We start from the raw sequence: 21,130 nt of genomic DNA, 5'->3' as shown, positions 1-21,130 counted from the left end.
TGGTTGTTTTTCTCCACAAAGTCTCTATAATTCAACAAAACAGACAAGTCTGTCTATTTTTGCTGAAATACTGAATGACCGAAAACATTCAGAGGGTACAAAAAATATAAGAAGGCACATTAAGTTGCTCATATTCATATCATGCATTATTGTCAAATAATGTGCGATATGGAACATAATCATTATCAGCAAAGCGCGATAACTTAACCGTTATCGCGCTTATTTATTTGTACTTGATTTATTTTAAACTCATTTAAGCCAGCAATATAATGTGTATTGGGTTAAGTTTAAGATGAAATTTTATACATTAGACAGCTGAAAGTTCCATTTGGATTAAAGTATTCACACGCTTCCAATAATCTTCCAAATGCACTTGGTTCGGATCGATTTGCGCCTGTATGGTCATGCCATCCAAAATACTGGATAAAAAAGCCGCCAACTGTTCATCCTGCTTCACACCTAGACGATTCAAAGCCTGACATAACTTGCCTTTTAACCATTCTTTATAATCAATTGCAGGCTGTAGCGAAGAAGGATAAATTTTTGAAATTTCTTCAACTGCCTTTTGGAACATACAACCATTAAAATCCGCGCTATGAAACCAAGCATGGTACCATTCAAAAATTGCACGAATATGGGAGAGATAATCACTTGGGTCACATGCAGCAATCGTCGCTTCAAGCGACTGCTGTAAATTTTGGTTTCTTGTCACTAAGCATTCTTCAATTAATTTAGCTTTAGATGGGAAGTATTTGTAAAACGTCATTTTAGCAACGCCAGACTCGCTAATAATCCGATCCACACCGATAGAATTATAACTATGTGAGTTAAAGAGATTAAGCGCTGTGTTAATGATGTCTTCTTTTTTTGACATTTATTTTACCTGATGCACAAAACTTTAAAATTAAGCCATTAACCCAAAAGAACAGCACATGAAAACGAAATACATCGATTGAAGACGATATTATATATCAAATTTAGACCAACACCGTTTTTTTATAAGAAACAATATCAATATTAAAATAAGCATTTGAAATATATGGCTTTTAAGATAAATAAAACACTAGAAGAATCGAGTCTTTTTCACTATGATAAAAATGATGACAATTAAAATTTACCTCGTATATGAATGCTCTCTCCTTCACCCAGTCTGAACATACCCGCGCAGAAGTTTTGCGCTTTATTGAACAATCCTTAAACTCAGCGTCATGGGCAACCAACACTCAAGCGATCAGCCATTTAAAGCAAATGACAACCGAACATGTTTTATTTCAACATCCGATACTGACACGGCTGCATCAATGCCAACTGAGCCTTGAACAGCTGAAATTTATTCATCTGAATTATTTTACAGCCATTGTTAAAATTTTCACTGATGCTTTGAGTATGGTTATGTATCAAGCGCTGCAACTTGAGCACGACAGTAATATCGTGGAGCAAGACCGCATTGCAGCCAAGATATATGCACGTTATTTGTTGTCGCTAAATCTTCTAGATGAATTGGGTTTTAATACCCACCAACTTGAGAAAAGCTCACCCTCTAAATCGCATTTGGTCTATTTCCTTCAACTGATGCAGCAACTTGAACTCAATGTCACCGATCAAAAACAGACCGAGCCTGAAGCATTTGCAATCGCACAATTTATTCAAGAACATATTCATTCTTATGCAGACTTGCTACTCATTTTGGCTTGTACTGAACTACAAGTGATTAAGTTTAGTGAAGCACTCAGAACTAATCTCGCAGCCTATCATCCTTTATTTACCCAAGGCTACTATGCATGTCATGGCCTTGCAGAAACATGTGATACAACCCTTGCTAACGATGACAATCATGAAGACGATATTTGGGTGCTATTCACACAATGCTATAAACCTGAACAGGCTCTGTATTTCCAGCAACTTCAAACTGAATATTTAAGTCTATGGAATAATTTTTGGAGCAAGATGAATTTGGTATTAAGCTAAACTTAAATCTAAATTTAGTCCAAAATGGTATATTAAAGCTTGGAAAAATCATTCAATTCATACATGAAAAGCCATGCTGGAATAAGTATTGTAGTCAATAACATTGTGTGAAAAGTCTTCTCAACGCTTAATTCAAAGTTTCAACCGTTCTTTTTTTATCAAAATAATCTTCTGGATAAGGGTCTTGTCCTTTTAACTTATTACGATATTTCATTACACTAATCTGAACACCATCATCAGTTAAAAAATCATTATAAAAATCCTGTTCTTCTGGACATTCAAAACCAAGTTTTTTAAATATTTGCTCTGATAATGTTCCAAAATTTTCATATGACTTCTTATAGCCAAAATAGTTTACAAATCCCATTAAGGTACCCACTCCAAAAATCCCCCAAAATGTCCATATAATTAGGCGTAAAAAAGAATCCCAAGAATAAGAAAACTTAAATATATAAAACAGTAGCATTAAAATTGCTATTACTCCCCATGTAATTAAGGTGAAGTAATAAGTTTGTATCATAATAGCCTTATAACCCATTTTTATTGAACGGCCCATTTCATAGATCATATAAAGCAAACCAGATTTAGGATCCAGAATGGCATAAACTTGATGACGTCCATCTACAGGTTTTTCACTAATTACAGCAATAAGTTCATCATTTTCTTTAAAACGTGTCGTCGTAAATTGTCCTAGCAAGGAATATCCTTCTATTTCACCAGTAAACGTGATGCCATCTTTAGCTTTACCTGCCATCACTAGTATGGGAGCACTGGTAAGCAAAGAACTACTTTCAGCCAGTACACCTGCAAAAGCGGTGCCAGTTGCGATTCCTCCTACATTTTGATTTACTGGTATTTTGGACTTGACTTTTTCTAAAGAATGGATCGGGCCTTGAACAAGCTTTAAATTTAGTTTCAAATAATTTACCTTAAATAACCTTTTAATTTCTAGTTAGTTATACATTCCGTTCTTTTTGCTCTATATAATTTTCTGGATAGGGAGCACTTTCAATAAGCTTACGATACTCAAACACGGTTCAAAGTAATAAATGATCTTCTCACTTTAAAATTGACTTTCAAGACACTAAAAAAAATTCTACTTTAGCCGTATAAATAAAACCACTTTCCAAATGTAAATACGATTATTCTTTTTAGCAACTGCCTTAACAGGCTCATCGACCACCCATTTTTGACATAAACATATTAAAATAAATAAATTTTTAGGTTAGCTAAATTTAACTTTCCATAAAAAAACCATATACCAAGAATATAATCCCAAGAATAAATCCTAGATACATAGATGAAAGATTAATTAATAGCCACCCCTTATGTTTTTCTTCAAAGACTTTCAAATTTTCTCTATATGTATTTGGAATAATTGGTATTGGTTTATTTTTTTCATCATTTATAGATGGAAAGTGTAACTTTACAGACAAAGTTTTATAATTTGAGTAATATATTAAAAACCAATAAGCAACTACAACCAGATCTCCTCCAACTCTAGAAAACTCTTCTCCACCTCTCTCTCCAAAGAAAAAAACCAAAAAATCTCTCTTATTATTCTTTATATAGACTTTATTATACATATATGTAAATAACAGCAATAAAAGACCAAAAGGAATAATTAAAAAAACACAAATAAGAAATATATCATCAGTAACTATAATATCTCTAATTCTAATATTTTTTAAATCTTCAAACATAACTTATATTCCTAATTACATACACCTGTAATATTTCTTGCAACAGTTGTACCTACATAATTACCAGCAAAACCTAGACCAACTCCCCCAATTACAGCACCGATACCTGCCCCGATAACTCCACCTATACCGATAGATGTTCCCCCTGTTACAGGTGCTAATATCAAGCCAATCTCTGCTCCCGCCAACGCACCGAGCTTTGCACCACCAGTAGCACCTAGCCCTCCCATTAAGATTCCTCCTCCTATATTTGCTGTCTCTACTGTCGCTACTTTAATCGTATAGGCTGTATCCCCTGTCTGTGATGCTCCATAAACCTTCACTGCGGACTCTGCGATATAAAAATACAATACTAACTTCATACCAAGTTTAAGGCTTATGGTTGCCCGTCCAATCGTCTCCATCATTTTAACATTGAGCTTTAATCCCCCCATGAAATCTGGGGCTTTTACGCCTGATGTGTCTCTCACAATATTTTTTAGGGTTTTTGCAAACTCTTTATTATCTTGTAATCGAACAAAATTACCAGCAATCGTTTGTTCAATACGTTGATACAAATGATAATTTTTTCTTTTAAAATCAGCATTATGCTTTGGATTGCCAAGTTTGGTCTTTCCTTGTGCTTCAGTACTATAAGCTCTTTGAAGGGCAGTTATATCATTATTTAATTTAGCTAATAGTTCTTGATTCAGCCGTTGCAGCTTATGATCATCCATCTTATGTTTAGTTTGATCAGAATAAATAGCAGCAGCATTAGCAGATTCAACTTTTTGATTCAGGGCTACATCACCACAATAGCTTTCTTTATGTCCTTCCACAGTTTTAAGATAGTCAACTCTAGCAATCTGAACTTGCTGAGCTAAAGCTATATAATCCATTAAAAGTTCAAAATTATTTGCAAAGAATTTAGGATCAAATCCATTCTGCGTACATAGAAATTGAAATACTCTTTCAGCCTCTAATGCTAACTTTTTATACTCTGTTAGTTCAGGTGAACTCTTTTTATTTGTAATAAGAACAATCTGACCAGGTTTAATTTTTTTACTCAAATTTAAATCTTGTAGATCACTAAGGTGAGCATTAGCATGCCTGAAAATATCCCGTTCAGTATGATTTGGTACTTTTTTATAAATTTCTCTTAACAACTCATCAAACGTTTGTTCTTTCTTTATCAGCTTCCACCCAACTTCGGCACCTTCTTTTATATAAACTTTTTGGATTTTATTTTCATCAATAGGGGAACTTTTTGCTTGATGGTACTTAAACTTGACCTCTGTAAATTTTCCGCTTTCAGATTGTGCTAAGTGTGGGAGGATTGCCCCCTGATACCATTTACCATCTAAGAAAATATCAACTTGAACAACCGCAGTATCATAGTTAACCTCAATTTTATGGGTTTTCATAAACTTATTGAAATATGTCAGCTTAGATACATAGGTAGATTTGGCTTCTGATGTTTTAGCTGTAATCACATATTTCAAACGTGGCAAAGCAATATGTTTTGGAACATTCGTTAATGCAGCTTGTATAATCTTAGGTTGAGGATACTTTGCCATCTTAGTTATCCAATTTCTTTATTTTGTTATTGATTGCATGTAGATAGTAATTCTCTTGCTTGTCAGTGACAAATGCCTGTGTCAAACCATTTGCATCTGTTTTTCCATAGCTTATATGTCCATCATCATTCATTAACATGTAAAAAGTGAAAGGCAGCAACTCTTGGGTTTCAGTATCCCTCAATTCAAATTGTATTTTGTGTAACCCCGATTTAGGTATTAAGGGAATGGTTGCATGAACACTTTCCCCATCCAAAAACTGATGTTGCCCTGCTTTGACCTCAAACTTTCCAGCAGTGGTCGGTAATACCCCTGCACCACTAATCTCAATTTGACTACCACCAGCAGTTAGCACGATTTTCTTATTGGCCTTAATTTCAATTTGTTCTTCCGTGGAAATAATTTGAATGTCTTTCCGCGCAATGACATCGAGTGCATCACCTTGAGCCTGTATCTCAACCTTACCCTTGCCTGCATAGGCTCTTAGCCCGTCCTGTGCTGCAAAGAGACTGATTTTCTCACTGGCATGTGCAATCAACGATTTCTGTGTAGAAAGGTTAATACTCTCCCCTGCACTTTGGCTGATTTGACCATCAGCTGAGAGATAAAGGTCTTCATTACTGCTGACAGCAACTGAGTTCGGTGCAGAGAGAATCATGATGGCTTGTTTAAATGCATCTGCCTTGTTTTGATCATGTTGTTCAATCTGTTCTAAGAAGCCTTTTAAGTTCTCTAAAACTTCTAGTGGATCTGTCTGTTGATTCTTCGCCACTTCACTTAAAGCTTGGCTATTGTTTAAAGTTCTTTCAAGTTGTTGTTTGGCAGGTTGAGCATTCAGATGTGTACCTGCAGCTTGATCTTGTTTATGGCTACTGAGCAGTAATCCCTCGCCTGCTCGAATCGCGCCCCATTGATCAGTTCGAAGCTCGAAGCCTTCTCCTCGTCCTTCACTTGTCTCCGTTTCTTTGGGGTGGCTGAGGTTACCGAGGTTTAGCTGAGTTGCCCCATGACTACTTTGTAGTTGAGTCGAGATTTGACCTGTGGTGTCATCGAAGCGGAGTTGGTTATAGCCTTCACCCCCTATTTCTTTAGAGCGAATCCCTGCCAGTTTCTTGGTCTCTGGCAATTGACCTTTCTGATCAAATTTCGTTGGGCTGCGCTGCGCTTCATGAATCCGTCCAACCACAAAGGGACGGTCAAGATTGCCATCAAAGAAATCAATCACCACGATTTCACCAATGCGTGGTAAAAAGCGTGCGCCATAGCCCTCACCCGCCCATGGGGTCAAGACATCAACCCATGCCGAGTCTGTATCATTGTCATTGGCGCCTGCACCGCCATCATGGCTGTGGTCATCGTTGCGGGTAAAGAGGAAGCGAACTTTGATCCGTCCCCATTCATCCACATGAATTTCTTCGCCACTTGGTCCCACGACTTTGGCACGCTGTGGGTGTGTGGCTGGTCGGTGCTCTATCGGGTTATAAACTGGAACGGTCGTGATGTGACGACGCTGTAAACTTAGGTGGTTGGCTTGGCGTTCGCTTGGCACTGCGCTGGTTTTGAGTGACCATTGGCTTTGTTTCAGTAAATGCTGAATTTGCTCACTCAGATCTTTGGGCAAGTTGTTTTGATTATAGAAAGTCTTGGTCGTGATCAGAAATTCTTTGTCTGCGTCACTGTGTTGATCAAGTTCAGGATGTTCATGTAACTCAAACCAATACCCCACTTGGGCATCACGTACGGTGCTCTGTGCAGTGAATTGTTTCGCCTGTTGGTTGTAGACATTACTCAGGGTTTGATTGAGTTTTTCAATTTGGCTGTTTGATGCTGCTGTCGCCTGATCTTCTCCATTTAAATCTTGCATCCATGCAGGGCTAATATGCCACGCTTGTTCTAAGCTGAGGCTAGCATTGTCTTGCTGTGTACTGTGTTGATGTTGGCTTTGGACTGAACCTGCGCCTTCTTCTTGACTCAGGTGATCGGCTTGCCAACGTTGGATATGGACTGCAGTGGGTTGCAGGCTGCGCTGTGCACTCAGACTGATGATGCTATCCTGTTGTTCGGTAGCACTAGAACGATGAAAACGAATCTGTCGACGCTTTAAGGCTTGAAACTGACTGTTGTCATCCAAGAGTCTAAGTTTTTGGGCTTGAATCGGATGACGAGTATGAGGTACATAGAGTTCAGCTTCATCAATCAGCCAGTTGATGCCTTCACTGCGCCAGAGCCGTGTTAGAAAGTCATAATCGGTTTCATTTGACTGCATGATGAAGGGACGAACATCGGTCTCTGTATTTAAACCAGAAAGATCAAGACTGAGGCTAGCAGCAAATAGCGGACTTTTGCTCTGCCATTCCTTAAAGAGTATTTCACTGACATCTCGCACACTTTTATTCATAAACACTCGGCTGTTGCGACGTTTATGCCAAAGTGCCGTTGCGTCTTCTAAGCGAAGTTTGTACAGGGTCAGTGCACCATCACTTTGTCCTTGTTCGGCGTGGGTGATGATCCCTGTACTGCGAAATAATGTGCCTTGGTCTGTGACCTGATCGACCGCGACTTGTACCCCGATAAATTGTTTGAGTGGAATCAGGGCATTGGTTGAGAGGCAGATCAATTCAACGTTTAAACCTTGGTTTAATGCATGTGTGCCTTCAATATGCTGCAAAAAGGTGTCATGATTTAATGCAGCATGTGAAAATTGTGCATGAATGGCACGTTTTTGTGCGCTTAACCCCAATTGCTCAAGCACTTGAGTGATTGTATTTATCATCGTCTATATTTTTAAAAAGTAAGTTTCAGTCATCATTGATCGCAAACAGCGATCATAAATTAGGCGCCATTATAGCCAGATCAATCCGACAAATGAGCAGAGTTTTATTCTTATTATGTAAACAACATAATGCTCCGAGCAACTGCGGAGCATTTTTATGGAAAATAATTTCACTTTGATTAAGAAATTTAGCGTTTTTCTTAATTCTCGAGCTGTAATCTACGCTCAGATAATGCTTTGCTCACCACTTGATAACCTGCAGTCATACCTAAAGTCGCCATAATGCCTGCCACGATTATGTCTGGCCACAAACTACCTGTACCAAACACACCTATTGCAGCAAAAATAACCGCAACATTTCCAATCGCATCATTTCGGCTACAGAGCCAGACCGATTGCATATTAGAGTCACCTTCTCTAAAGGCATATAAAATGACGGCACAAACCACATTCGCAAGCAAAGCAATCACACCAATCACCCCCATGGTCATAGCTTCAGGTGGAATTCCCAAAGCATAGGCATAGATCACTTTACCAATCACCACCAAGCCAAACAACGCCATGGTCATGCCTTTGAGCAGTGCCACTGTCGCCCGCCAATACAAACTCGCACCAAGCACCGCAAGTGAAATACCATAGTTGACTGCATCACCAAAGAAATCTAAAGAATCGGCCCATAAGGATGATGAATGTGCATAAGCTCCACCAATAAGCTCCACCACAAACATGGCTAAATTGATCAATAAGGCAATCCACAATACCGTTCTAAACTTACTATTTGGCTTTTGCGGTGCGGGTGCACAACTGCAAGAAGAACATGCCATATACACAACCTCTATCCAGACCTAATCATTTTCTATTATGATTAAAAACTATGGAGTCGCTCTAAGGTCAAGCAAAATGAATCAACAAAACTCATCTCCTGTTTATTTGATGAAAGACTTAGTCCATAAAACAGGATTAAGTGCCGATACCATTCGTTTTTATGAAAAAAAGCATTTATTAGAGCCTTCTTTTCGCGGGGACAATAACTATCGCTATTATCAAGATGATGCACTTAAACGACTCATTTTTATCAAACGTTGCCGCGCGCTAGATATCTCACTCAAAGAAATTGAATACCTGATTGAACTGGAACAAAAGCCTCAACAAGACTGTAGTGCGGTCAATCAACTGATCGATGAACATTTAAAACAAGTCGAACGAAAAATCATTGAATTGCAAAAATTCCAGATACAGCTACAACAGCTTCGACAGTCCTGCTCAACTCAATCAACCATTGATGATTGTCAAATTCTAAGACATCTTGAAGCAGGACTTACAGATGCATAAAACACATCAACGTAGAATTTAGAATATGGGTATTACTCAGTTTTGCTACCTATTTACTTGAACCATTCGTGGGCAATGCAGGATTTTTATCCTTATTTTATTTAATTTTTTTATAAATTCACAAATAAAAGAATCTAGCTTCACATCAAATCTAATAAAATAATCCCTAATTATTTCGGATAAAAGGCCGCAAAGAACTCTAGCTTTTTGATGATTAGCGCCTCAGGTAATTTTTATATAACCGATCTTTTACTTTATAAAACAAGGATATTTAAATTTACTTCTATCCTTAGCCACATAAAACCATAGATCTAGATATTTATCATTAAGCACTCAAATCCAGCGTTTGAACATGTAATTTTCGCGTCTATAACCGTTTAAATTCCGAGTTGTTTACTAGGTTGAATCTATTTTTTAAAGCCCTACAATAAACCCATATTTTTTTTATGCCTTAGTTTAATCATGAGCATTCATCACGTTACTGAACTTCTTTCTCCTGCAGGTTCGCTTAAAAATATGCGTTATGCATTTGCCTATGGTGCAGATGCAGTCTATGCCGGACAACCTCGTTACAGTTTACGTGTGCGCAATAATGAATTTGATCATGACAATCTGGCTATCGGCATTCAAGAAGCGCATGACTTAGGAAAAAAGTTTTATGTGGTCGTCAACATTCAACCGCATAACTCGAAACTCAAAAACTTTATTCGCGACCTCACACCTGTGGTTGCGATGCAACCCGATGCCCTGATCATGTCGGATCCAGGCCTGATTATGATGGTACGCGAGCATTTTCCAGACATGGATGTGCATCTTTCCGTTCAGGCCAATCCAGTCAACTGGGCTACTGTGAAGTTTTGGAAAAATATGGGACTGACTCGTGTCATTTTGTCCCGTGAATTATCCATTGATGAAATTGAAGAAATTAAGCAACAAGTGCCTGACATGGAAATTGAGGTTTTTGTGCATGGTGCGTTATGCATGGCGTACTCAGGACGTTGCATGCTTTCAGGCTATATGAATAAGCGTGATGCCAATCAAGGGGCATGTACCAATGCTTGCCGTTGGGAATATAAAGTTCATGAGACTACGCAAGATGAAAATGGTGATGTGATCCCAGTCCAAAATCTGAATACAGACTCCAATTGCTGTTCAAGCCCTGATGCTGATGAACTGCATATGCAAGCACAGCATCAGTTCGATGAACCCGTATTACTACAACGTAATGAAGAAGACATGTTTGCTGCTGAAGAAGACGAACATGGCACTTACTTTATGAACTCAAAAGACTTGCGCGCGGTGCAGCATGTTGAGCGCTTAACCCAAATGGGGATACATTCTTTAAAAATTGAAGGACGTACCAAGTCTTATTTTTACTGTGCGCGTACAGCACAAATTTATCGCAAAGCCATAGATGATGCGCTCGCCGGTAAACCTTTCGATTCCTCACTCCTGACACAACTCGAAGGTCTGGCCAACCGTGGTTATACCGAAGGTTTTTTACGTCGCCACGTGCATAGCGAATATCAAAATTATGAAAATGGTTCATCCAGTTTTGACCATCAACAATACTGCGGTGAAATTTTGGAGCGCAATGGCGATTATCTGAAAGTCGATGTCAAAAACCGTTTTGTAGTGGGTGATGTGCTCGAACTCATGACCACTTCAGGCAACATCACTTTTGAACTAACAGAAATCCTCGATAAAAAAGGGAATCCAATACTTGAAGCGAAAGGCTCAGGTCATGTGGTTGAAATCCCAGTTCCTGCTGATGTCGACATGCACTATGCCCTGCTCATTCGCAACTTACCGCATTCAAGTACCGACATTTCAGCGCCTGCCTTGGCTTATGTTGCAAGCTGACTGGGGTTAATGCCATGGCACTACGAATAACGGATGCATGTATTAACTGCGATATGTGTCTTCCTGAATGTCCCAATACCGCTATTTTTGAAGGTGATAAAATTTATGAAATAGACGTCAACCGCTGCACCGAGTGTGTTGGTTTTTATGATACCCAAACCTGTGTGGATGTTTGCCCAATTGCTTGTATCGAGCAACATCCAGAACACGTTGAAACACAGCAACAATTGTTAGAAAAATTTAAAGGATTGAAATTATTTAACATCTAACCTTGGGGAAAGTAGAAAAGAAACCGAGTACTGACCACACTCAGAGTTTCAAAACAAAAACTGGGCAAAGAATAACAATAAACAAAAACTAAATGAAAAAGCCAAAGTGACTGGGGAGCACTTTGGCTTTTTCTTTGTACAAAATATTTGCTTTAAACGAAAAAAAAGGAACTGAGCTGTTAGCGACTCAGTTCCTATCAAGGGTAAAACCAAAGATCAGCGATACAACATAAAGGGAAAAAGCCAACGTATATTTTGGGAGAGCGTTGGCTTTTTCATTTCACACTTACAGCCCAGAACGAATAATATAATCAAAAGCAGATAGAGATGCTTTCGCGCCTTCACCTGTGGCAATGATGATTTGCTTGTATGGCACAGTCGTACAGTCACCTGCGGCAAATACACCTTTGACATTGGTTTCGTTGCGATCGTTAATCATAATCTCATTACGGTTTGAAAGCTCAACAGCAGTCTCTTTTAAGAAATCAGTGTTTGGTAATAAACCAATTTGCACAAAGATTCCTGCAAGCTCAACCGTATGTTCTACATCAGTTGCACGGTCTTTATATTTCAATGCCGTCACTTGTGAACCATCACCCACAACTTCAGTCGAGAGTGCATTTAGGATCACTGTGGTATTAGGCAAGCTATGTAACTTGTCTTGTAACACTTGGTCAGCACGTAGTTTGGTATCAAACTCAACCAAAGTCACATGTTCTACAATCCCCGCAAGATCAATCGCAGCTTCGACACCGGAGTTCCCCCCGCCAATTACTGCTACACGTTTGCCTTTAAACAGTGGACCATCACAGTGTGGGCAGTAGGCAACACCACGAGTACGGTATTCTGCTTCACCCGGCACATTCATTTCTCTCCAACGTGCGCCTGTTGAAAGGATTACCGTTTTAGATTCAAGCTTCGCACCATTTTCTAAGGTGACTTCAACCAAGCCATTTGCTGCCTCATCTGCACCTTTGATGTTAGAAACACGTTGTAAGTTCATGATGTCCACACCGTACTCACGTACATGTGCTTCCATTTCAGCAGCAAACTTCGGCCCTTGGGTCTTTTGAATCGAGGTGTAGTTTTCAATGTCCATGGTATCCATGACTTGACCACCCATACGTTCAGCCACAATCCCGGTTTTAATGCCTTTACGCGCAGCATAAATGGCTGAGGTATTTCCCGCAGGACCACCACCAATCACTAAAACATCAAAAGCATCTTTGGCATTGAGTTTTTCAGCTTCTTTGGCAGCGGAATTGGTATCCAGTTTGGCAACAATCTCTTCCAAGGTCATACGGCCTTGACCGATATGGTTATTGTCTTGGAACACCATTGGTACAGCCATGATTTTGCGTTCTTCAACTTCATCTTGGAAGAATGCACCATCAATCATGGTTGCTGTCGTGCCCGGATTGTAAATAGCAATCAGGTTCAACGCTTGCACCACGTCTGGACAGTTATGACAGCTTAAAGAGACAAATACGTCAAAGTTAGACTGGATGCCCAAAGCTTTGATTGAAGCCAAAACTTCATCCGATACTTTGGGTGCATAACCAGAGGTTTGTAACAATGCCAAGATCAAAGAGGTAAACTCATGTCCCATTGGTAAACCCGCAAAGAAGACACGCGGCTGTTCACCGGCTTTTGCTACACCAAAGCTAGGTGCACGTGAGTTTTGACCATCAAAACGTGCAGTCACCAGTGGAGACAGTGCTGCAACTTCTTCAACCAATTCTTTAATTTTGTCTGATTTCTCAGAACCGTTCAAAGTCGCAACCAATTCAATCGGACCTTCTAGGCGTTCAAGAAGTGTTTTTAATTGAGCTGAAGTATTTTGATCTAACATTGTTAAGCTCTCCAAAGCAGTCTATAAATTTATTTGATAGAAGAATCATAGAGTAAATCTAAAAATAGATAAAACAGTTTGTTTTTATTTTAATAATCGGTTTTATAGATTTAAAGATATTCATCATAAAAAGTCCCATTAAACGCAGGACTTTAAATGAAGTCAAAGCTTAGGATTCACTCTGCATCCGCTGTTCAATTCTTAAAGTTCTGGCTTTTAACTGACGCGTCAGACCAAACAACACAAGACTCAGCACTGCCATCAGTAGCATCAAGATAAGCGAGAAGAATTGCATGACCTTAGTGAACTGCGCTGCTTGCTGAACTTGTTTTTCTACACTTGCAGCCATCGGTGTGAGTGTTTTGCCATAGAGTTGATGCTGCATCGTCCATAACTGTTCAGGCTTAAACCCATATTCAATAAAATGTGAATCGTTTTTTTCTGCTTGGACCAGAGCAAGCACATGCGGAATGGCTGCATTTTTATCGACAGGTTGATGTAACAATGCCGTTTGCGCAAGCAAATAATGTTTTACGGGCATTTGAATTTGAGACTGCTGCAAATACTGCGCTATTTCACTTTGCTGAATATTTTTATCGTAGTGTACGATTTGCTGAAAAGCCTCGCTTTCATCATCTTTTAAATCATATTGCACATAAGTCAGCCCTGACCAAAGCAGAATAAAGGCAATCAGCCATGCCACAAACTTCAGTATAAAAGATTGAAAACGTACATAGAAAAAATGAATTTTCCGTGCATAGTGCACCAGTATGAATGCTCCAATAAAAGACACCATAATCTTGACTACAAGCCAACCAAACCATGACAGCAAATTCAGAAAATAATCTGGCTGTTGTCCAAGTGATGCTAAATTTGCATCGACACTCATGGGCATATGTAGTTGCTGTATTTCAGCGCTCAGTCCAAAAAAGCTATAGACAAAATCAGGTTGTAGAAAATAGCTAATGCTGGAGGCAATAAACAAGGCGGCACTCAACATACACCATAAACTCAGTTTACGTTGACGTTGTTTGAGTGCAACCACGCCTTGTTCAATGTGCTGAGGCTGAACAACATACTCATCTAAGGAAGGCAAATACTTCTCCTCTATCGACCACCCACCTTGGCATTAAGATGGTGTCGTACGATTAGAACTTGAGTCTAAAACCAGTTGATTCAAATTGTCCTGCAAACTACGCAAACGTGTGGTTGCTTCAGCACGTTTCTGCATCCCTTCTTTTTGTATTTGAATCACATCATTTACTGTTTTAATGAGGGTGTTTTGTACATGTTCAAGCGTCTCAATATCAATCACTGAACGTTGATTGGCTTTTGCTGTATCTACTGAGTTTTGATGTAACAAATCAGCATTGCGCTTCAACAAGTCATTGGTCACATCGTCAATGGTATTGGCCAACTGCACACTATTCTTCTGCTCATTTAAAGAAATCGCCAGACTAATTTGATTTTTCCATGCAGGCAATGTGATGTTTTTAATCGCATAAAACTTATCGACCAACATCAAATTATTAGACTGGATAATACGAATCATCGGTAATGTTTGCATGGCTGATTGTTGTAAAACCTGCAAATCACTTACACGTTTTTCCAAATTATTGGCTAAATGATTGAGGTCGTAAACTCTCTGCGTTGTGGTTTGGTCTTGCGCCTGTGCAGTCAGTGTTGAGATTTCCTGCTGAATTTCATCCTGTTTCAACTGACCCGCTGCGATATACACACCGAGCTGTTTATATTCACTTTGTACACCATGAAACATCCGATCGAGTGTATCAACGCGTGCTTTTAAACCAGACTGCGATTTTTCAATTTCTTTCACCAAAGTATCTATTTGTTCTTTGGTGGTATTAAAGTGCATATCAATATTATTCTTTGCCCCTTTAATTTTGCTCATCAAGCCACCGAAGAAACCTGAATTTTTCTTTTTATTTAAGATACTTGAGGTATTAAGCTGTTGTGCGACTTGTACCACCTGATTCAGCTTTTGCCCTGTTTCATCAAGGTCCTTGTTTTGCACTAAATTTAACAATTCATCGGTATATCCTGAAGTTTGTGTCGCAATATTTTTACCATACTCCGCCACGGCGTTATGGTTGATTTCTGCCAACTCTTTCCGTGCTGCCAAGACCGCATTGAAGTCATCTTGTTGCAAGCCAATTTCTTGCAAATTTAACTGTTGAAACTTATGTTCAATCACTTCGGTGGTTGGCTCTACCACAAGACTGTTTTGTTCTGAGTTGGTCATAATTCACCTAATCTATTTCTTAAAGTGTTGGTTTCTGTAGTGATTTTTTTAAGGTACGAATCAATTTTTCACGGCTATTATCGAGCTTTTCCAGTTCAATTGTCGAGCTTGATTGCTGCGATTGTTTGACATGATATTGCCATGCTGGGATCAAGACCTGCTGCGCTTCTTTAAAACGATCTAACAAACTCAATGAAAGCTGCTGAGACAACTGCATTTGTGTAATCGCAATATCATTACTGCTTTGCAAAGTTTGTAAACTATTTATTTTCTTGGATAAACGTTCTGCAAAATTATCTAAAGGATGTGCATTCTTCACAAATTTAGGATATTCCATTAAAAATGCTTCAGCCGCAGATACATATTTGGCCATTTGCTCACGTAAGCCTGTTAACTGCTGATAACGCGCCTGTGACTTTTGAATTTCAATTTGTAATTTTTGGCTGAGATGATTGGCTCGATCCAACAACTGATCCAGTTTTTTATAGTATTCAACTTGGGTTGAACCATATTCAATATCAATTCCCAGCCACTTTTGCAGCCCATTAAATTTGCGCTTCTTCAAGTATTTTTTTGAGTCAGCCAGTGACTGTATCAGTTGCTCAATGGTCTGACTCAACTGTAAAGTGAGCTGCGGGTCCACTCCATTTAACAGCACAGACTGTGCTTGAATGACACTATCTGCATAATGATTGAGACGATATTGATCGTTCAGCAACGGAACCAAATCATTACGCTGGATACTTAAAAGTTCATCTGAATTGACTGGTATATTCCTTAAAGGAACAAGAACGTCAATTTGTGCCATAGTGCTTTAACCCAATAAAGAAATTGAATAAAATCATTTTTATAGTACAGCTTTTATGTCAAATAACATGTAGATTTTTGCAAAAATGCTGTGACATCTTTTGTGCCGTAGAAATTATCACGAAGGTTATATCTGTTATTCAGTACTCTATTCGTACTAGGACTCAAACCTATTGAGTAGAAATAAAAGATCCAATCAATACATACTCTATTTTTATCTTCTGTGGAGTTACAATCCTTTATGAAACAAAACGCATATTTGAAGTCATAAAAAAGCCATGATCAACATGGCTTTAAAATGGGGTGTTTCGAAATTATAAATAATCTCCTTCACGCTCAGGTTGATAAACCACTTTTTCAATTTTGACTTTCATCATTTGACCATCTGGCTGCGGCCATTCAATTTCTTGACCTTCAGCTAAGCCAAGAATTGCTGCACCAATTGGGGCTACAACATTGACCTGTCCCTTCTCGCCTTTAAAATCATGCGGATAAACCAAAGTAATTTCAGATGCTTCTGTAGATGGCGCAATGGTCAGTAAAACTTTTGCATTCATCGTTACCACATTGGCAGGCATATCTTGTGGAGCAACAACATCGGCGCGTGCCAACTCTTCTTCAAGCAACTGCATGGTCGGTGTAAGTTTAGGCTGATGTTCTAACATCGTTTCTAAACGATGAAGATCCTGCTCAGAAATGATAATTGCTGGGTTTGCCATGTGCTGCATTCCTATTTGAATACGGTATGAATAAAATTCTTATTAAAAATAATTTATTAGCCTATAACTTCTGTTATATCAGAAATGCAGTCTAAATTACATTTCAACTGATTTTGATTTTTTAATGCTATAAAAAAAGCCCCCTTGAGGGGGCTTTCTCAAGTCAGAACTTAGTTTGCGTAAACAGGAAATTTCGCACAAACAGCTTCAACTTTCGCTTTAACAGCGTTAATCACAGCTTCGTCACCTTTGCTGTCTAAGATATCAGCGATCCAGCCAGCAAGTTCACGTACTTCAGCTTCGCCGAAACCACGAGTCGTCACAGCCGGTGTACCAATACGGATACCAGAAGTCACAAATGGTGAGCGTGGGTCATTTGGTACAGCATTTTTGTTCACAGTAATGTGAGCTGCACCTAACCATGCATCTGCTTCTTTACCTGTTACATCTTGCTTAATAAGAGATAACAAGAACAAGTGGTTTTCTGTCCCGCCAGAAACGATGTCATAACCACGAGCAATAAGAACTTCAGCCATTGCTTGAGCATTCTTCACTACTTGTTGTTGGTAAACTTTGTATTCAGGAGCCATTGCTTCTTTAAAGCAAATTGCTTTAGCCGCTACCGCATGAACCAATGGACCGCCTTGGTTACCAGGGAATACAGCTGATTGTAATTTTTTCTCAATTTCTTCGTTTGCTTTCGCAAGGATTAAACCTGAACGTGGGCCACGAAGTGTTTTGTGTGTAGTGGTTGTTGTTACGTCAGCAATTTGAACTGGGCTTGGGTAAACACCAGCAGCAACTAGACCAGCAACGTGAGCCATATCTACAAATAGGTAAGCGCCAACTTTATCCGCGATGTCACGGAAACGCTGCCAATCTACAATTTGGCTATAAGCAGAGAAACCAGCTACGATCATACGTGGCTTGTGCTCAACTGCTAAACGTTCAACTTCTTCGTAATCAATCTCGCCAGTTTCAGGGTTTAAACCGTACTGAATTGCGTTATATGTTTTACCAGAGAAGCTAACTTTTGCACCGTGAGTCAAGTGACCACCGTGAGCCAAGCTCATACCCAAAACAGTGTCGCCTGGGTTAAGAAGGGCTAAGTAAACAGCAGAGTTTGCTTGTGAACCTGCATGCGGTTGAACGTTTGCGTAATCTGCACCGAAAAGCTCTTTAGCACGGTCAATCGCTAATTGTTCAATCACGTCTACATATTCACAACCGCCGTAGTAGCGTTTGCCTGGGTAGCCTTCAGCATATTTGTTTGTAAGTTTTGAACCTTGCGCTTCCATTACTGCTGGAGAGCAATAGTTTTCAGAAGCAATCAGTTCGATGTGCGCTTCTTGGCGAGCATCTTCATTTGTGATTGCTTGCGCGATTTCTGGATCAAATTCAGCAATTGAGATATTGGCAAACATTAGCGAGGTCCTATGAAATTAGGGCTTTTAAGCCGTGCTAAGATTGGCGCGTATTGTAGCATGAAGTTTATAAATTTCGAGAACGAACTTTACGCAGTTTTAAATAAAAAATCGCTCACGAAGCAGAACTCCATGAGCGATTTGGGTCAAAGCAAATTACTGAATTGGCATGAGAGTTTTGACATCGTCAACAATATCATCGATATTTTCACTAAACGATGTGGTATGGGTCCATTTCGTCGTTTCACTGTCATCAGTCACATAACGAATATTGTTTCCAGCTTGAGAAGCTCCAGCATATAAAATATTCGTAATCGCTCTTGGAACAGTCGTGTCATTGGTGCCTTGATAAATAATAATTGGCGCTGTTTGTTTGACCTTCAAAGGCTGAGATGTGTTATCTAAAAAGTTTTTTATGACTGGCAAATCTAGAAATCCTGTTTTTGGGTAATATCCATTTAATGTGTTATAACCAGTCGCTAAAGCCCACATTTCCGTATAGTAATTTACAGAAACAGTCCCTGAACATGCCGATTCAGCTGTTCGTGCAATACGGGCTGCTTCAGACTCAAACACTTGCCCGTACAAAGTTATATTGGGTGGATTTTGCATACCTGCAGTGATGAGTGCAGCATAGGTATTCAGTGAAGTATAAGTAGCAACCTGTTGAGTTGCTGGCAAATTTGCAACACTTGCAGCCCCCACTTGAAAGATCGTTTTTAAATTAGACGCAGGTGCAATCGCAACTGTCCCTTTATAATCTAACTGCGCGCGACTTTGATATTCACCAGCACCTAAAGCAGCATGACCGCCCTGTGAATGCCCAACCGTCACCCAGTTTTTTGAAACCGATTTACCTTGCTTGGTTAAGTAGTCACGTGTTGCAACTACTGCATCTGTAATCGAAAAAGCTTCACTTTTTAAATTAAGATAAGGATGGGCTTCTGTACCACTTGGCTCTCCCAGTCCTTCGTAATCGGGAGCAACAACAACATATCCCGCGCTAAGTAACTCATTAATCATCGATTTTACATCAGGATCCATAGAAGATTTACTTGGCGCGCAAATATCAGCAACACCAGTAGTACCATGTGCCCACACCACTATTGGCCAACCTTTCGCCGGAGCTACTGTTTTAGGAGTAAAAAGCAATGCAGTTGCGCGAGTTTCTTTATTGTCCTGACCCAGCATTTTATAAGTCATGACCACACTTTCACCAGCCGTAGCTGACATATCTGTAGCTGTATATGCTGTTGGCGTAGTTACGACTGGATTAACAATATTATTTTTAGGAATCCCATCATCCACACCAACAGAAGTTGAATCGCCATCCCCTCCTCCACAGGCTGTTAAAACAAGCATAGAACTACTGACGAACACGGCCAATATATGTTTTTTCATCTTAAAATTCCTTAATGACATTTTTTCTTGTTGTAACGATTCAAATCACTTGAATAGATTAATGATTTACGCCTCAAAATGACGCATGGCAAGACCAGTTACGAGAATGATACAAAGTGAACATTGTCTGCAAATGCACACTCACCATTGTTATAAAAACTGGTCATTGGAATTTAAAATAAATCCTGATCCCACAACTGAATTCAGGCAGTGAGCTCTTCTCTAGTCTTTGTTTGAACCGAATCCCAAAGAATTATTTTAATTTTAAGCAATCATTTTCCTTTTCAACCCGCCTAAATAAATCGATAAGTAGCTTCCAACTTTTCCCTTGCTTAATAAAGCCTGATCTCTAATCACCTAGCTTCACCAGATGATTTAAACACCATCACTGCACAAAATCAGCGAATAAACCACAAATCTGGCAGTCATAGGCTGTCTTGATAGTCTTGAAAATGATAAATTTATTCAGCTTTTAATTTTCGGATATGCACATGCAAGCCATTATTCTCGACACAGAAACCCATACCCTAAATGGTCAACCCATTGAGATTGCATATGCACCGATTGAAATTACAAATGGCAAATTAAGCCTAGACAAAAGCCAAGTATTTGATCAGCTCTATACCGTCGATGAACCAATCTCATTCGCAGCGATGGCTGTGCATCATATTTTAGAGTCAGACCTCGTTGGGAAGCCCCTCTATACGACCTTTAAACTACCCGCCGAAACGCAATACATCATTGGTCATAATATTGATTATGATATTCGTGCTATCGAAAAATGTGGTGTCGATACTTCTCATATTAAAGCGATTTGTACACTCGCCCTTGCACGTTTGGTCTGGCCTGATGCTGAAGCCCACAATATTTCAGCACTCATTTATATGATTTCAAAAGGCAGTGAAAAAGCCCGTGAAATGATTAAAAAGGCCCATCGTGCCGATATGGATATTATTTTAACAGCCAATATTTTAATGCATGTGGTTCATCAATTAAAAATAAACAGCATGGAGCAGTTATTTGCTGTCTCTGAAGATGCTCGTATTCCGCGAGTCATTAATTTTGGCAAGCATCGCGGAACAGCGATTGCCGAACTCCCTGCTGACTATATTCAGTGGTTAATGCGTCAAGATGAACTCGATCCTTACTTACGTAAAGCTTTAGAGAATACGAGCATTAAAACGCTCTAAAATGTATTGT

At 39.3% G+C, this 21,130-nt stretch carries 18 protein-coding genes and 1 pseudogene; 5 read left to right on the top strand and 14 right to left on the bottom strand.

Going from position 1 to position 21,130, the window contains the following annotated elements:
* Positions 1 to 307: 307 nt before the first annotated feature.
* A complete protein-coding gene (locus tag ACSC9N_RS05160; RefSeq protein WP_010327167.1) occupies positions 308 to 874 on the bottom strand; it encodes a TetR/AcrR family transcriptional regulator in 567 nt (188 codons plus the stop codon).
* A gap of 251 nt (positions 875 to 1,125) precedes the next feature.
* Between ACSC9N_RS05160 and ACSC9N_RS05155 the strand changes: the two genes are divergently transcribed.
* Complete coding sequence (locus ACSC9N_RS05155) at positions 1,126 to 1,968, top strand: hypothetical protein (protein ID WP_010327168.1); 843 nt, start codon at positions 1,126 to 1,128, stop codon at positions 1,966 to 1,968.
* Positions 1,969 to 2,095: 127 nt separating this feature from the next.
* Here the strand turns inward: ACSC9N_RS05155 and ACSC9N_RS05150 are convergent, their stop codons facing one another.
* The 6 genes and pseudogenes from ACSC9N_RS05150 to ACSC9N_RS05125 form a co-directional block, all read right to left on the bottom strand.
* Positions 2,096 to 2,887, bottom strand: a complete 792-nt coding sequence (locus ACSC9N_RS05150; RefSeq protein ID WP_010327169.1) for a putative type VI secretion system effector — start codon at positions 2,885 to 2,887, stop codon at positions 2,096 to 2,098.
* A gap of 37 nt (positions 2,888 to 2,924) precedes the next feature.
* Positions 2,925 to 3,026 (bottom strand): annotated as a pseudogene (locus tag ACSC9N_RS05145) (putative type VI secretion system effector); the annotation flags it as partial.
* 177 nt (positions 3,027 to 3,203) lie between these two features.
* Positions 3,204 to 3,671: a hypothetical protein gene (locus ACSC9N_RS05140; RefSeq protein ID WP_010327170.1), complete on the bottom strand. Its 468-nt coding sequence runs from the start codon at positions 3,669 to 3,671 to the stop codon at positions 3,204 to 3,206.
* Between the two features lie 11 nt (positions 3,672 to 3,682).
* On the bottom strand, positions 3,683 to 5,227 hold the full coding sequence (locus tag ACSC9N_RS05135) for a hypothetical protein (protein WP_010327171.1): 1,545 nt from the start codon (positions 5,225 to 5,227) through the stop codon (positions 3,683 to 3,685).
* Between the two features lies 1 nt (position 5,228).
* Entirely contained in the window at positions 5,229 to 8,000 is a 2,772-nt protein-coding gene (locus ACSC9N_RS05130; protein ID WP_395475101.1) for a type VI secretion system Vgr family protein, read from the bottom strand.
* A gap of 200 nt (positions 8,001 to 8,200) precedes the next feature.
* A complete protein-coding gene (locus ACSC9N_RS05125; RefSeq protein ID WP_010327173.1) occupies positions 8,201 to 8,824 on the bottom strand; it encodes a cation transporter in 624 nt (207 codons plus the stop codon).
* Between the two features lie 76 nt (positions 8,825 to 8,900).
* Between ACSC9N_RS05125 and ACSC9N_RS05120 the strand changes: the two genes are divergently transcribed.
* The 3 genes from ACSC9N_RS05120 to ACSC9N_RS05110 all read left to right on the top strand — a co-directional run bounded on the left by ACSC9N_RS05120 (position 8,901) and on the right by ACSC9N_RS05110 (position 11,464).
* Positions 8,901 to 9,332: a Cd(II)/Pb(II)-responsive transcriptional regulator gene (locus tag ACSC9N_RS05120; RefSeq protein WP_010327174.1), complete on the top strand. Its 432-nt coding sequence runs from the start codon at positions 8,901 to 8,903 to the stop codon at positions 9,330 to 9,332.
* 462 nt (positions 9,333 to 9,794) lie between these two features.
* Positions 9,795 to 11,195 (top strand): prephenate-dependent tRNA uridine(34) hydroxylase TrhP, encoded by a 1,401-nt coding sequence (gene trhP / locus ACSC9N_RS05115; RefSeq protein WP_029575076.1) that lies wholly within the window; start codon positions 9,795 to 9,797, stop codon positions 11,193 to 11,195.
* A 14-nt stretch (positions 11,196 to 11,209) separates the two neighbouring features.
* Positions 11,210 to 11,464, top strand: a complete 255-nt coding sequence (locus ACSC9N_RS05110) for a YfhL family 4Fe-4S dicluster ferredoxin (RefSeq protein ID WP_010327176.1) — start codon at positions 11,210 to 11,212, stop codon at positions 11,462 to 11,464.
* Between the two features lie 286 nt (positions 11,465 to 11,750).
* Here the strand turns inward: ACSC9N_RS05110 and ahpF are convergent, their stop codons facing one another.
* The 7 genes from ahpF to ACSC9N_RS05075 form a co-directional block, all read right to left on the bottom strand.
* The gene (gene ahpF / locus ACSC9N_RS05105) at positions 11,751 to 13,316 is read right to left on the bottom strand and encodes an alkyl hydroperoxide reductase subunit F (RefSeq protein ID WP_010327177.1); all 1,566 of its coding nucleotides are present in this window, start codon (positions 13,314 to 13,316) and stop codon (positions 11,751 to 11,753) included.
* Positions 13,317 to 13,485: 169 nt separating this feature from the next.
* On the bottom strand, positions 13,486 to 14,412 hold the full coding sequence (locus ACSC9N_RS05100; RefSeq protein WP_010327178.1) for a hypothetical protein: 927 nt from the start codon (positions 14,410 to 14,412) through the stop codon (positions 13,486 to 13,488).
* Between the two features lie 33 nt (positions 14,413 to 14,445).
* Positions 14,446 to 15,579, bottom strand: a complete 1,134-nt coding sequence (locus ACSC9N_RS05095) for a toxic anion resistance protein (RefSeq protein ID WP_010327179.1) — start codon at positions 15,577 to 15,579, stop codon at positions 14,446 to 14,448.
* 19 nt (positions 15,580 to 15,598) lie between these two features.
* Entirely contained in the window at positions 15,599 to 16,387 is a 789-nt protein-coding gene (locus ACSC9N_RS05090) for a hypothetical protein (RefSeq protein ID WP_010327180.1), read from the bottom strand.
* Positions 16,388 to 16,700: 313 nt separating this feature from the next.
* Positions 16,701 to 17,105 carry a nucleoside diphosphate kinase regulator gene (rnk, locus tag ACSC9N_RS05085; protein WP_004696044.1) on the bottom strand — a complete coding sequence of 135 codons (405 nt, stop codon included), beginning with the start codon at positions 17,103 to 17,105 and terminating at the stop codon, positions 16,701 to 16,703.
* A 170-nt stretch (positions 17,106 to 17,275) separates the two neighbouring features.
* Complete coding sequence (glyA, locus tag ACSC9N_RS05080) at positions 17,276 to 18,529, bottom strand: serine hydroxymethyltransferase (RefSeq protein ID WP_004982454.1); 1,254 nt, start codon at positions 18,527 to 18,529, stop codon at positions 17,276 to 17,278.
* Positions 18,530 to 18,685: 156 nt separating this feature from the next.
* On the bottom strand, positions 18,686 to 19,930 hold the full coding sequence (locus ACSC9N_RS05075; RefSeq protein WP_010327182.1) for an alpha/beta hydrolase: 1,245 nt from the start codon (positions 19,928 to 19,930) through the stop codon (positions 18,686 to 18,688).
* Between the two features lie 491 nt (positions 19,931 to 20,421).
* On the opposite strand from ACSC9N_RS05075, the gene ACSC9N_RS05070 reads away from it, so the two are divergent.
* Positions 20,422 to 21,120 (top strand): exonuclease domain-containing protein, encoded by a 699-nt coding sequence (locus ACSC9N_RS05070; RefSeq protein WP_010327183.1) that lies wholly within the window; start codon positions 20,422 to 20,424, stop codon positions 21,118 to 21,120.
* Positions 21,121 to 21,130 lie beyond the last annotated feature (10 nt).

This window comes from Acinetobacter sp. PC34 (assembly GCF_051789135.1).
Taxonomy (GTDB): domain Bacteria; phylum Pseudomonadota; class Gammaproteobacteria; order Pseudomonadales; family Moraxellaceae; genus Acinetobacter; species Acinetobacter johnsonii.
This window is presented reverse-complemented; position numbering and strand designations above follow the sequence as displayed.

Bases quoted from the DNA above. Each gene is read 5' to 3' on its own strand.
- ACSC9N_RS05090 (WP_010327180.1), bottom strand. From the start codon at position 16,387: ATGGCACAAATTGACGTTCTTGTTCCTTTAAGGAATATACCAGTCAAT.
- ACSC9N_RS05075 (WP_010327182.1), bottom strand. From the start codon at position 19,930: ATGAAAAAACATATATTGGCCGTGTTCGTCAGTAGTTCTATGCTTGTT.
- ACSC9N_RS05155 (WP_010327168.1), top strand. From the start codon at position 1,126: ATGAATGCTCTCTCCTTCACCCAGTCTGAACATACCCGCGCAGAAGTT.
- ACSC9N_RS05135 (WP_010327171.1), bottom strand. From the start codon at position 5,227: ATGGCAAAGTATCCTCAACCTAAGATTATACAAGCTGCATTAACGAAT.
- ACSC9N_RS05110 (WP_010327176.1), top strand. From the start codon at position 11,210: ATGGCACTACGAATAACGGATGCATGTATTAACTGCGATATGTGTCTT.
- ACSC9N_RS05095 (WP_010327179.1), bottom strand. From the start codon at position 15,579: ATGACCAACTCAGAACAAAACAGTCTTGTGGTAGAGCCAACCACCGAA.
- ACSC9N_RS05120 (WP_010327174.1), top strand. From the start codon at position 8,901: ATGAATCAACAAAACTCATCTCCTGTTTATTTGATGAAAGACTTAGTC.
- trhP (WP_029575076.1), top strand. From the start codon at position 9,795: ATGAGCATTCATCACGTTACTGAACTTCTTTCTCCTGCAGGTTCGCTT.
- rnk (WP_004696044.1), bottom strand. From the start codon at position 17,105: ATGGCAAACCCAGCAATTATCATTTCTGAGCAGGATCTTCATCGTTTA.
- ACSC9N_RS05130 (WP_395475101.1), bottom strand. From the start codon at position 8,000: ATGATAAATACAATCACTCAAGTGCTTGAGCAATTGGGGTTAAGCGCA.
- ahpF (WP_010327177.1), bottom strand. From the start codon at position 13,316: ATGTTAGATCAAAATACTTCAGCTCAATTAAAAACACTTCTTGAACGC.
- ACSC9N_RS05070 (WP_010327183.1), top strand. From the start codon at position 20,422: ATGCAAGCCATTATTCTCGACACAGAAACCCATACCCTAAATGGTCAA.
- glyA (WP_004982454.1), bottom strand. From the start codon at position 18,529: ATGTTTGCCAATATCTCAATTGCTGAATTTGATCCAGAAATCGCGCAA.
- ACSC9N_RS05140 (WP_010327170.1), bottom strand. From the start codon at position 3,671: ATGTTTGAAGATTTAAAAAATATTAGAATTAGAGATATTATAGTTACT.
- ACSC9N_RS05125 (WP_010327173.1), bottom strand. From the start codon at position 8,824: ATGGCATGTTCTTCTTGCAGTTGTGCACCCGCACCGCAAAAGCCAAAT.
- ACSC9N_RS05160 (WP_010327167.1), bottom strand. From the start codon at position 874: ATGTCAAAAAAAGAAGACATCATTAACACAGCGCTTAATCTCTTTAAC.